The following is a 13,447-nucleotide window of genomic DNA, read 5'->3' as shown; positions in this document are numbered from 1 at the left end:
TCTTTCGCCGTAGTATGGGCATTCCGCTTACCCATTCTCTTTTTTTGGTTATGAAAAACCTGTTTCCCTCTTTCGCCAAAGCTGCGGCCGTAGCCCTGTGCGCCCTCACCTTTGGTAGCTGCAACCGCGCCGAATACGCCATGCTGCCCAAAGGCGCTTCCTACCACGGCGTGACGCGCGCCGCCACGCCCGTGCCCGCCAAAGCTGAGGCTGTGGCTGCCCCCGTGGCTGAACCGGTAGCGGCTCCCGTGACGTCCGCTGCCATCTCGGAGGCTACTGTAGTGGCTGCCCAACCGGCGCCAGCGCCGGCCAATGCTACCTCTACTGTGCCAGCGCCCGCGGCTCAGCCGAGCACTACGCCCGCGGAAATCAACGCCTCCACCACGGCCAGTACCGATGCCGCGCCCGCCCGCAAGCTGAACGGCATCCAGCGCTTGGCGCTGAACAAGGTGACGAAAAAGGTTGATAAAATGGTGCAAAAAGTTGCTGCCCGCCAGCACCTGAACACGGCTGACACTGCTAAGGGTGGTGTTAGCGGCAACCTGCGCCTGGGCATCATCCTCATGGTTATCGGCGCGCTGATTGCGCTGTTGCCCGGGTTGTTCCGCGTGCTGGGCCTCATCATCTTCATCGTGGGCGTGCTCTTCCTGCTCCTCTGGGTGCTCGACCAGGCATAAACCAGCCCACCCTCTCCACCAAAAAAGCCCCGCTCATTAACTGAGTGGGGCTTTTTTATTGCGCAACCAAGCGCATTACATCGGGTCCACGTCGGCCACGAGGCGGGCCTGCTTGAACTCTTTCTGGTCGCGCACCACGTCCATGGCCTCCAGAATCTGCTGCTTGGCGTGCTTAAGCACGGTGTGGGCGCGGTCGAGCTTGATGGTGATTTCCTGTAAAAAGAAGTTGCGGATGCGGAAGATATAGGGCGCCTCGGGCCCCAGCACGGCCGCTTGGCCCAGCCGTTCCACCAGTTCCTGCGTCAGCAAAATGGCCGCGGCTTGGCCCACGTCCTGGTCGATGTGCTTCACCGTCATTTTGATGACGCGCATGAAGGGCGGGTAGCCGTGCTCGTGGCGCTGCACGATTTCGTAGTTGTAGAACTCCACGTAATCGTTGCGAATCACCTTGTCGAAAATCACCTGCGTGGGGTCCGACGTCTGGATGATGACCTTGCCTTTCTTGCCCTTGCGCCCGGCCCGGCCGCTCACCTGCACAAACATCTGGTAGGCCCGCTCGTGCGCCCGGAAGTCGGGGTAGTGGATGATGCTGTCGGCGTTGATGATGCCCACGAGGCTCACGTTGGCAAAGTCGAGGCCTTTGGTCACCATCTGGGTGCCCACCAGCACGTTGGTGGCCTGCTTTTCGAAGTCGGCAATGATTTGCTGGTAGCTGTTTTTGGCGCGGGTGGTGTCCAGGTCCATGCGCTGCACGTTGGCCTGGGGCAGCATGATTTTGAGGTCGTCCTCAATCTTCTCGGTGCCGAAGCCCTGGGTTTTCACTGCTCGCGAGCCGCAGGCCGGGCACTTGGTCACCATCGAATCGTGGTAGCCGCAGTAGTGGCAGCGCAGCTCGTGGCTATGCTTGTGGTAGCTCAGGCTCACGGCGCAGTTGGTGCATTTCGGAATCCAGCCGCAGTCCTGGCAAGCCACCACGGGCGCGTAGCCGCGCCGGTTCTGAAACAGAATGACTTGCTCCTTGGCCCCCAGCTTGCGCTCGATTTCGCCCAGCAAATCGGCGGTGAAATGATTGTGCATGGTTTTGTGCTCGCGGGCCTTGCGCGTGTCCACCAGCTCAATATCCGGCATACCGGCCTCGCCGAAACGCTTGCTGAGCGTTACTAAGCCGTAGCGGCCCTGCTTGGCCTGATAATAGGTTTCGACAGCCGGCGTGGCCGAGCCCAGCAGGGTTTTGGCGCCCTGGAAGTTGGCCATCATCAGGGCCACCTCGCGGGCGTTGTAGCGCGGGGCGGGGTCGTACTGCTTGTAGCTCGACTCGTGCTCCTCGTCCACAATAATGAGCGAGAGGTTGTCGAACGGCAGAAACACCGCCGAGCGCACCCCAATTACCACCTGGAAGCGGCCCGAGAGCACACCATTCCATACTTCCACCCGCTCGTTGTCGGAGAATTTGGAGTGGTACACGCCCAGCCGGGTGCCGAACACGCGCATGAGGCGCGTCACAATCTGGGCCGTGAGGGCGATTTCGGGCAGCAGGTACAGCACCTGCCCACCGCTGTCCATAGCGTTGCGAATCAGGTCGATGTAGATTTCGGTCTTGCCCGCGCCCGTCACGCCGTGCAGCAGCACGATGTCCTTCTGCCCGAAGTGGGCCATGATTTCGTCACGCGCCGCCGTCTGCGATTCGCTCAGCGTGAACGGCATCTGGATGGTGCCCTCATTCTCCATCGGGAAGCGCGACACAATCTGGTCGAACTGCTCCAGCACGCCGTTCTTAATGAGCGTGTTCACGGCCGAGGCCGAGAGGTGCGGGCTGCTGGTGAGGTAGGGCTTTTCCAGGCCGGTTTGGTTGGCGTGCTCGTTCTGGTACACCGGCACCAGCTGCAGGTACTTCATCAGCACATCGAGCTGCTTGGGCTTGGTGCTGAGCTGCATAAACAGCTGCTCCAAGGAAGCTTCCGATACGAAATGGTGCGCCAGCCGCACCTTCTTCACCACCTTGGGCGCGTACTTGTCGGCCGTGTGCTCGAAAAGGAAGATGACGTCCTTGTGCATCAAGGACTTGATAACCTTGTGGAAGGAGGTGATGCCCAGCAGCTCGCCCACTTCGGTGAACGTCAGCGCCTTGCCTTCTTCCACGGTACCCAGCGCGTCCACTATCTGCTGCTCCTGCGCCGAGAGCGGGTACTCGTTTTCCTCCGCCGAAAAGCCGGGGTGCAGCTGAATGCGCGACTCGGAGCTAAGCTTCAGAGCCGAGGGCAGAGCCGCGTTTATCACCTCACCGATGGTGCAGAGGTAGTAATCGGCCATCCAGCGAAAGAGCTTGAGCTGTGGCTGCGTGACAACGGGCGCGTCGTCGATGAATTCCAGAATGTACTTGGCCTGATATTCTTTGGGCGCCTGTTCGTGCACGGCCGCCACAATGCAGCTGAGTGTCTTTTTGGCCCCAAACTGCACGATGACGCGCCCGCCAATCACCACGTTGTCGTTCAGCTCATACGGCACCCGGTAGGTATAGAGCCGGGGCAGGGGCAGAGGCAAAATGACGTCGGCAAACAGCGTCACCCGGTCGGCCGAGGGGGCCGGGGCGGGGGAAATAAAATCAAGCGCGAGATTCAAAACAGCAGCGGGAGTGGGGCGAATAGTAAAGATAAAGCCGCCCCTTTCCGTAGCCCAACCCTTAAGCCCGAGCATAAGTTGCCCGCCGCTTTGGCTTGCCGCCGGGCAGGCTGGCCGCTAGTGAGCTACCTACAACCTTAGCCCCACACGGCCAAAAGAATACAGCCAGCTTAGGTCTTGAAAGTAGAAGATTTTAAATATTTGAGTTATGGCTGGATTTTTGCGCGAAAATAGATAGCTTGGGCAACCCATTCGTCGCGTCGCTGGTCTGACGGGTACTCCCTTGCCTTCACCGCTTTTTTCACCCTTTTCCCCTCTTTTATGAAGCAAATGATACGCTTGCTGTTTCGACGGCTCCCTTTGGTGTGGACATTCCTGCTGGCGTTAAGCGGCGGCCGGGCCCTGGCGCAAGTAGCCAACGACGACTGTAGCGGGGCCGTGGCCCTGACCACTTCCAGCGTGTGCACCACGCCCGTGAACGGCACCGTGGCGGGCGCTACCCAAAGCCAGGCCCCCACGGCGGCCTGCGGCGCGGGCCTCACCACGGCCACCGATGTGTGGTATAGCTTCACGGCCAGCAGTTCCATTCATTTAATAACGCTGGCCCCGCGCTTTGCGGCCATTCTGGACGTGCGCAGCGGCAACTGTGCCAGCAGCAGCAGCGTGTACTGCACCACCATTGCCAACAACAACACCGCGGCGGTGTCGGTGGGCGGCTTGGTGGCCCTGCAAACGTATCTTGTGCGCATCTACCCGGCCACCAACACGCCGCCCACCGGCATCAGCAGCACGTTTGCGCTGTGCATCGGGCAGGGCAGCACCGGGCCGGCCAACGACGACTGCGCCGGTGCCATCAGCGTACCGGTGAGCGCCACCAGCACCTGCACCACCCAGGTAAGCGCCGACAATACGCTGGCTACGTCCAGTGCCGGGGTGCCCCAGCCCACCTGCGCCAACTACAACGGCCGCGACCTGTGGTTTTCGGTGACGGTGCCGGCCAGCGGCAGCGTCACCGTGCGCACCGTGATATCGACCACGGGTACTGACGTAGGCGATACGGGCATGTCCATTTACTCAGGCACTTGCGGCAGTCTCACCCAACTGGGCTGCAGCGACGACGAAGGCGGCGGCACCAAGTCGTTGCTGGCCTACACAGGGCGCACGCCCGGCGAGGTGCTCTACGTGCGGGTGTGGTCGTGGAACAACAACCGCAGCGGCAACATTGCCGTGTGCGCTACCTCGCCGCCGCCCCTGTCCAACGACGATTGCGCCGGGGCCGTGTCGGTACCGGTTACCGCGGCCTGCGCCACGCCGGTGAGCGGTACCATTCAGGGCGCTACGCAGTCGCTGCCGCCCACCGCCAACTGCGGCGGTGGCACCACTGCCAACGATGTGTGGTACAGCTTCGTGGCCAGCGGCGCCACGCAGCTTGTGACCGTGACGGCTGGTTTTACGCCGATTGTTGATGTGCGCTCGGGTACCTGCGCCAGCTCCGCCAGCGTGTTTTGCGGCACGGCTTTCAACGGACAGGCCCTGACGGTGAGCGGCCTGACCAGCGGGCAGACCTACTATCTGCGCCTGTATCTGAACGGAACCTTCACGCCCACCAACCCGGCCTTCACGCTGTGCATCAACCCCGGCCCCACGCCGCCGGCCAACGACGAGTGCACAGGCGCCGTGGTAGTGCCTATTGCCAACAGCTGCGCCACGCCGGTTAGTGGCACGCTGAACGGGGCTTCGCAGTCCTTGCCCGCCTCGGCCACTTGCGGCATCCCCACGGCCACGGTCAACGACGTCTGGTACAGTTTTATCGCCAACGGTACTTCCCAGACCCTGGCGTTCAGCGGCAACTTTACCGCCGTGCTGGATGTGCGCACGGGCACCTGCGCCAATTCCACCAGCGTATTCTGCTCAACCCTCTTCTCGGGGCAAACGGTGATTGCGACGGGACTTACCAACGGGCAGGCCTATTTCCTGCGGCTTTACGCCAACACCAACTTTCAGCTGACTAATCCGGCCTTCACGCTGTGCATCACCGCGGGCCCGCCGCCTTCGGTGAACGATGAGTGCAGCACCGCTGTGGCCGTGGCCGTGGTGGCGGGCTGCGCCACCTCTACAAACGGCACGGTGGCCAGTGCCACGCAAAGCCTGCCGCCCACCGCCAGCTGCGGCGCGGGCGTGACCACAGCCGCCGATGTGTGGTATAGCTTCGTGGCCAGTGCGCCTACCCAGCTCATCACCCTCACCACGCGCTTCGGCGCGGTGATGGACATCCGCTCGGGCACCTGCACCAGCTCCACCAGCCTGCTCTGCACCAGTGTGTTTGCCAATGCCGCCAGCGGTACTGTGGTAGGCGGGCTGACGGCCAACCAGCAGTACTTCATCCGCATTTACGCCAACGGGACCACGCAGCCCCTGCCGGCCAATGCCACCTTCACGCTATGCGTGAGCCCGGCGCCCACGCCGCCCGCCAACGACGAATGCACCGGCGCCGTGGCGGTGCCCGTGACGGCTTCCTGCGCCTCACCGGTGACCGGCTCCGTGGAAGCAGCGTCGCAGTCATTGGCCCCGGCCAGCTGCGGCAATGCCAACACGCCGATTGCGCAGGACGTGTGGTATAGCTTCGTGGCCAGCGGCAGCTCTCAGTTAATTACCATAAACTCCCGCTTTGCCACCGTTGTGGAAGTGCGTAGCGGCACCTGTGCGGCCAGCGCCAGTGTAACGTGCTACACCACCTTAGCAACTGTTACGGTAGGCACGCTGGTGGGCAACCTGACGAGCGGGCAAACTTATTTCCTGCGCGTATACGCCGCCGGTACCGCGCAGCCCACGTCCATCGGTGCCACCTTTACGCTGTGCATCAGCCCCGGCCCGCCGCCGCCGGCCAACGATGAGTGCGCCAACGCCGTGCCCATCACGGTGTCGACGACTACCAGTTGCGGCACCCCCGTGAGCGGCACCGTAGAAAATGCCTCGCAGTCGTTGCCGGCTACCGCCGGCTGTGGCGCGGGCTCGGGCAGCGCCGGCGATGTGTGGTACAGCTTTATGGCCAGCGGTTCGGCCCACACCCTGCTGCTTACCCCCACACAGGGCACCCTCTCGTATGACGTGCGCTCGGGCACCTGCGCGGCATCCACCAGCCTGTTGTGCAACACGGTGTTCGCCAATGGAACCCAGCCCGTGCCCGTGGGCGGCCTGACGAATGGCCAAACCTATTTCATTCGGATTTACTCCACTGCCCTGACGCCGCCTACGGGCACGGCAGCCAGTTTCACGCTGTGCCTTTCCACGCCGCCCCCGCCGCCCGCCAACGACAATTGCGCCGGCGCCCTGACCTTGCCTGTGAACGTGGGCACCACCTGCACCAGCCAAACCACCACCGACAACACCAGCGCCACCACAAGCACCGGTGCCCCGGCGCCCGGCTGTGCCGGCAACAACCAGAGCCGTGACGTGTGGTTCCAGATGACGGTGCCAGCCACGGGCACCGTTACCGTGCGCACCGTAATACCCAGCACGGGTACCGATGTGGGCGACACGGGCATGGCCATTTACTCAGGTACTTGCAGCAATTTGAGCCTGTTGGGCTGCAGCGACGATGAAGGCGGCGCGCTCAAGTCGCTGCTCACCATCAGTGGCCGCACGCCCGGCGAAGTGCTCTACGTGCGCGTGTGGGCATTCAATGTTAACGCCGTGGGTACCTACGCTGTCTGCGCCATTACGCCGCCGGTCTGCGTTGCGCCGACGGCTTTGGCATCAACCAACGTCACCAACAATGCTGCGCAACTGAACTGGCAGCCCGGCGGCACGCCTGCCAACGGCACCACCTACACGGTGGAATACGGCGTGCAGGGCTTTACGCCCGGCACCGGCACCACCCTAACGGGCCTCACTACCGCCAGCACGCAGCTTACCGCACTGATTCCGGCCACGACTTATTGCTTTTATGTGCGACAGAACTGCCCCGGCGGCAACGGCAGCAGCACGCTGGTAGGTCCCACCTGCTTTACCACGGCCGCGCCAGTATGCGCCGTGCCCACGGCGCCTGCTTCGAGCAATGTCACCACCACTACGGCCCAGGTGAGCTGGCAGCCCGGCGGCACGCCCGCCACGGGCACCACTTACACCCTTGAATATGGCGTGCAAGGCTTCACGCCCGGCACGGGTACGTTCCTGGGCGGCCTCACCAGCGCCAGTGTCCAGCTTACGGCCTTGAGCCCCGGCACCACCTACTGCTTCTACGTGCGGCAAAATTGCCCCGGCGGCAACGGCAGCAGCACCCCGGTAGGACCGACGTGTTTCACGACCGCCGCGCCGCCGTGCGCAGTGCCCACCGCGGGCACGGGTGCAGGCAGCCTCAATTCGGCGGTACTGAGCTGGCAACCGGGCGGCACGCCCGCTGCGGGCACTACCTATACGGTTGAGTTCGGCCCGCAGGGCTTTACGCAGGGCACGGGCACCACTGTGGCGGCTACCGGCACTACGTTGACCATTACCGGCCTCACCGTTAGCACGCAGTACTGCTTCTACGTGCGGCAAAACTGCCCGGCCCCGTCCGGCAGCAGCGCCTTCGCCGGGCCTTTCTGCTTCCAGACAACGACCGCGCCGCCTGCTCCCGCCAACGACGACCCCTGCGGCGCTGCTACGCTCACCTTGTCGGCCTCGGGCAGTCCTTTGCAGCCGGTATCGGGCACCACGGTGGGCGCTACTACCAGCGTTCAACCGGGTATCGGGCTGCCAACGTGTGGGCCGGCTACCACGCCCGGCGACGTCTGGTTCAGCATGACGCCGGCTGCGGGCATTACGGCGGTGCGCCTCACCATTACGGGCGCGCCGGCGGGCATGGTGCGGGTATTCACCGCGCCCAGCTGTTCGAGCGGGCCGTTCACGCTGGTGAGCTGCCAGAGCAGCGGCGCGGCCAATACCACTGTGGGTACGGTGAACCTGACCGGCCTTGCGGCGGGCCAACGCTACTACGTGGCCGTGAGCGGCTACGCCAACAGCGACACGCCGGGTGCCTTCACCATTGCCGGAGCCACCGTAACGGCGGCGCGGGTGCATGCCGAGTCGGGCAGCCTGCTGGTTTTCCCCAACCCCAGCAACACCGGCCAGCTCACCATGCGCCTCAGCGGCCTGCACGGGGCCATGCAAGCCACCTTGCTCAACGCCTTAGGCCAGGTGGTGTACAAGCAAAGCCTGCCCAACGGCACCACCGAGCAGATGCTCAACACGCATGGCCTCGCCACGGGCCTCTACACGCTACGTGTGGTAGTAGGCGAGGAAGTGCTAACTCGTAAGGTGGTACTGGAATAAGTACAGTCAGTGCACAAAAAAAGAGCCGGCCAGGTGGTCGGCTCTTTTTTTGTGCACTGCAGTGAACTGCCTAAAAATCAGCGAGCAGCTTTTGGGCTTCCGCCACACTGTACACCGGCGCCAGGCAGGCTTGGTTGCGGCAGATGTGAATGGCTGTGCGACCTCTATCAGGAGTTTTCAGCAGCTTGAGCAATGGAAGTTCTGACTGGGTTTCGGTGCCGGCCAGTATCACATCAAATAAAAATTGCCGACTCAGCTCTTCGCGGAAGTCTTCGGCTTCGGGGCCGATGATGGCAATTTCGGCGCCGGGCCGCAGTAGCGCCGCGTAGAGCGAGGCCCAGTTGGCCAGATGCTGGCCTTGTTTCACCACCACATGCCGCACCTGAGCCAGCATGTTGGCTGCCAGGTCGGTGTAGCGTAGGTTTTCGAGGTGGCGGCCCAAGCGGCGCAGGTTGTGCGCCATCACTGAGTTGGAGCCGGGAATGACGTTATCCATCAATTCCTTCTTGCGGGCAATAAGGGCTTCGGCCTGGCGGTTGGTGTAGAAGAATTGCGTTTCGGTGGGGTCGAAGAAGTTGGCCAGCACGTATTCGGTCAGGGCCTCGGCCTCCCGCAGCCAACTTTCCGTGAAAGAGACTTCGTAGAGGCTGATGTAGGCCTGAATGACCAGCGCATAATCTTCCAGAAAGCCGCTGATGCTGGCCCGACCGTTTTTGCAAGTGCGAAACAGGCCCGCGCCGTTGCGCAGATTCTTCTGAATAAACGCCGCGTTGTGCTCGGCCATCACCAGGAATTCGGGCTCGCCAAAGGCCCGGTAAGCGTCAGTCAGCCCTTGCAGCATGAGGGCGTTCCAGCTGGTCAGCACCTTGTCGTCGAGGCCGGGGCGCACGCGCGTGGCGCGCACGGCCATAATTTTTTGCTTCCAGCCAGCCACCAGCTCGGGCACCATGCCCGGCGTGATTTGGTGCGCTGCGGCAAAGTCGGCGTCGCTCTGGCGGCGGTGCAGGATGTTGCGCCCGTGCTCCCAGTTGCCCAGCGCCGTGCAGTTGTAGTAAGCCGAAAACAGCGGCTCCTCGTCGCCCAGTATCTCGCGTAGCTCGTCTTTAGTGAAGACGTAAAACTTACCTTCCTCGCCCTCGCTATCGGCATCGAGCGAGGAGTAAAAACCACCCTCGGCGTTGGTCAATTCCAGCCGGACAAACTCGATGGTGTCGTAAACCACTTCCCGAAACAGCTCTTCCTGCGTGAGTTGAAAGGCTTCGCTGTACAGGCTCACCAACTGCCCATTGTCGTACAGCATCTTTTCAAAGTGCGGCGCCAACCACTCTGCATCAACCGAGTAGCGGGCAAATCCGCCGTGCACTTGGTCATAAATGCCGCCCCAGGCCATTTCGCGCAGCGTCAGCACCGCTTGGTTCAACACCGCCGGGCTGCCACTGATGGCGTAGGCCCGCAGCAAAAACCGCCAGATGCCGGGCATTGGAAACTTCGGCGCTCGGTTCATCCCGCCGCGCTCCCGGTCAAACTGCGTGCTCAGGTTATACACCAGCAGCTTAAATTCATCGCCCGACACGCCCGCCGGGCCGGTTTTCGGTGCCACGCCAATGGCTTGCAACGCCGAATAGTCGGCTTCCTGCGCCGCGTTCAGGTTTTGGACGCCGTATTTCTGCAATTCGCTGGCGCCAATGACTTCCATAAACCGCTCGGCCGACTGCTCCAGTTCGGCACGGTGTTCTCCGGCGTAGGCCTCGCCGATGTTGGCCAGCAGCTTCAGCCAGTTGCCCTTCGGAAAATACGTGCCCCCGTAAAATGGCTTGGCTTCCGAGGTCAAAAAAACGTTCAACGGCCAGCCGCCCTGCAGGCCCATGGCGTGCAAGGCGTCCATGTACACCTGGTCCACGTCAGGACGCTCCTCGCGGTCTACCTTAATGCACACAAAATGCCGGTTCATCACTTCCGCCACCGCATCATTTTCAAAGGATTCGCGCTCCATCACGTGGCACCAATGGCAGGCCGCGTAGCCGATGCTCACTAGGATGGGCTTTTGCTCAACTTTGGCCCGATTCAGCGCCTCCGGGCCCCAGGGATACCAGTCCACGGGGTTGTGGGCGTGCTGTTGCAGATAGGGGCTGGTTTCCTGGGCAAGGCGGTTGGTGAAGGGCGAAGCGTGGGCCATAGCAGAAAGGGTAGGGGAGGCTTAAAACGACAAACCCGGCCAGGAAGGCCGGGTTTGCAATCTATTCAGCGGATTTATTTGGCTTTTTGGCTGCTTTTGGTTTGACGGCCGGTTTCTCGGCGTCGGCCCCCTTTTTAGGGGCCTTGGGCTTGGCCGGAGCTTTTGCGGGAGCTTTGGTCGCCTTCTGGGCTTTCGCCACCGGCTTAGTCTCTGGAGCAGCAAGCTCAGCCGGAGCTGGCGCCATTTCCAGGGTTGCGGCCACTACCTCCGGCAGCGGGGCCAGGAGGGCTGCTTTGACTTTTGAGGCCGCTGGTTTCTTCGCTGCTGGCGCTTTGGGCATGGCCTTCGCCGGCTTGACTTTGGCCGTGGTGGCTGGCTTCTCTACCGGGGGCGCAGGCGTCACTAAAGAAGCCGACGAGCCCGTCATTCGGCCCGCCGCGACCTGCGTCCGCACCCGCGATTCATCGGGCACAGGCACCACGGGCGTGTCTACGGCCGGCTTTTCCGTCCGTGCCCCGCTAACGGCCCGGGCCTTGGCCCGGCGTGGCGCACGGCGGGCAGACGTGGGGCTCACGTTCGAACTCGGTGCATCAGTCGCCTCTGTCGAAGCCGATTCTTCGGCCAAAGCCGGAACGTTGGCTTCCGAGGCGGATGCCGTGCCCTCCGTGCCTAAAAGCTGTTCGGCAGTACCAATAACTGCAGCAGGAGCCGAAACCTCAGCAGCCGCAACGTCGGCCGTTTCCGTTAATGGCACCGAAACAACCCCAGCCCCTTGGGGCGCATTCTTCTTCCGATTGCGGTTATTGCGCCGTGTCGGTACTGCGGGCTCCAATGGGGTAGGGGCGGCCTCGCTCACTACTTCCGGCGCTTCCACCGGTGGCAAAGCAGAGAGCGGCAGTAGCAGCTCTGCATCAACCGACGCCGAAGTTTCGGCGCTGGCCTCCTGTGGCGCCGCAAACGATGGCACCCGAGGCACGCGGCCCCCGCGCTTCACCGGCACTGATTTAACGATGACGCTGGACTTCTTCCCCTCTTTTGCCGTGTCCGCTTGGGCAGCGTCAGCAGCGGCGGCGGCCGGGCTGTCGGGCTCGGCAGAATTTTCAACCGGTGCGGCTCCGCTCAGCACCTGATTTTCGGCCTCTGCCGCCAAGCGAAGCGCGTGCTTGCGGGCCGTGCGCTTGGCTCCGCCCCGGGAGCGCCGTTTCTTTTTCTTTAACGGCTCCGGGCTGTCCACAACATCCGCCGCAGGTATTGCATCCACAGCCACAGGGCCGGTGGCAAGCTCCGTCAGGTCTACCTCGAGGGCGGCCATAGCTTCTGCCCGGGCCTCTGGCATGATGGCCAGCGCATCAGCAGGCTCAGCGGCAAATTCGGCTGCTTGAAACTGCTCATTTTCCGCAGGCTGCCCCTGCCGGTTTCGGCCGCGGCCATCGCGCCGTCCCCGTTCCGGGCGTCCCTGGCGCTGCGCCCGTTGCGCTCGAAACTCTTCCGGCGACAAGCGCGGACGGTTTTCCGGGTCGACCGGCTGAGCCGCGTCAGCCAATGCAGCATCGGCCGCTGTGGCCACGGCCGCTGCGTCGCCGTCGCTGCGCCTCACTACCGAAACTTTCGAGCCCTCACCGATATCAATCCGCTCTTCGTCATCGTCCATTTCCTCCTCCGGCTCTGGCTGACGCGGCTCCGGCAAAGCTGCCAGCCGCGTGCGCACAGTCTGCAACTCGTCGCTCACCTCCACGCGGCGCAGGCTCAGTTGCTCCAGCTTTTGCAGTGTGCTTTCCAGAAACTGCCGGTGCTCGGGCGCGCCCTCGTGCAACGGCCGGTGCCCCAGCGACTGCCGCACCGAAGCCCATTCCTTACGGAACCGGCCAAATTCGGCGTCGAAATACGTGCGCGCAAATTTCTCCCAGATATAATCCTCAGCCACTTCTGATGGATGCAGCATGTCGGCCGCGTAAAAGCGGTAGTCGCGCAAATCATCCACCAGCAGCTCATACGCCGGAAAATAAGCCACGCCCGGCAGCAAGTCGCTCACAATGTGCGTGGCTACCCGCAGTACCGACTTGCTCACCGCATTCAGTGGAAGCGTGTCTTTTAAATGCCGCACCGGGCTCACCGTCAGCACAAAGCGCACTTTTGGATTGATGCGGCGCACATAGGCGTGCGTCTCGGCCAGCGCGTTGATGATTTCATCTGGCGTCAATAGCTCCCGCACGAACAGGTCGGCGGGCTGCTTATGACAATTGTTCACCAGCTCGCCGGTTTCACGCAAGCGGTAGGCCCAGGCCGTGCCCAGCGTCAGCAGCACCACATCGGCACTGCGCACAAACTCGCCGGTACGCCGCACCAGTTCCTGTATGTGCTGCAGCAGTTCTACCGGAGACTCGGCCCCGATGCTGCCATGCATGTCGTAGCTCTGCCAGCGGCCGCGGGCTTCCACCAGGTGCTGTTGCCAGTCCACGTCTTCGCCCGCGGCGGCCCGCAACAGCTGCGCCATTGCCAAGGGCTGAAACACGGTGCCAAACGGATTCACCAGCGCCTCCACCTTGTTGGTCAGCAGGCGTGAGCCGATGCTGTCGGCAAAGCAGGAGCCCATAGTCAGAACCCGCGCCGTGCGCGCAAGCTGGTCAGTGGCCGGGGCAATAGAAAGTTCAGTTCTAAACAT

At 62.7% G+C, this 13,447-nt stretch carries 5 protein-coding genes; 2 read left to right on the top strand and 3 right to left on the bottom strand.

Translation table 11 applies throughout. From position 1 onward, the window contains the following. Positions 1-50: 50 nt before the first annotated feature. Positions 51-677, top strand: coding sequence for a hypothetical protein (locus MTP16_RS23100; protein ID WP_243514560.1), 627 nt, complete (start codon positions 51-53; stop codon positions 675-677). A gap of 75 nt (positions 678-752) precedes the next feature. Here MTP16_RS23100 and priA read toward each other — a convergent pair whose 3' ends face one another. Then, entirely contained in the window at positions 753-3,296 is a 2,544-nt protein-coding gene (priA, locus tag MTP16_RS23095; protein WP_243514557.1) for a replication restart helicase PriA, read from the bottom strand. 321 nt (positions 3,297-3,617) lie between these two features. On the opposite strand from priA, the gene MTP16_RS23090 reads away from it, so the two are divergent. Then, entirely contained in the window at positions 3,618-8,609 is a 4,992-nt protein-coding gene (locus MTP16_RS23090) for a fibronectin type III domain-containing protein (RefSeq protein WP_243514553.1), read from the top strand. A 70-nt stretch (positions 8,610-8,679) separates the two neighbouring features. Here the strand turns inward: MTP16_RS23090 and MTP16_RS23085 are convergent, their stop codons facing one another. Continuing rightward, positions 8,680-10,785, bottom strand: a complete 2,106-nt coding sequence (locus MTP16_RS23085; RefSeq protein ID WP_243514550.1) for a thioredoxin domain-containing protein — start codon at positions 10,783-10,785, stop codon at positions 8,680-8,682. A 61-nt stretch (positions 10,786-10,846) separates the two neighbouring features. After that, complete coding sequence (locus tag MTP16_RS23080) at positions 10,847-13,447, bottom strand: GSCFA domain-containing protein (RefSeq protein WP_243514546.1); 2,601 nt, start codon at positions 13,445-13,447, stop codon at positions 10,847-10,849.

Source organism: Hymenobacter monticola, from assembly GCF_022811645.1.
In the GTDB taxonomy this organism is placed as follows: Bacteria; Bacteroidota; Bacteroidia; order Cytophagales; family Hymenobacteraceae; genus Hymenobacter; species Hymenobacter monticola.
Note: the sequence above shows the minus strand (reverse complement) of the source record. Positions and strands in the feature narration are given on the sequence as shown.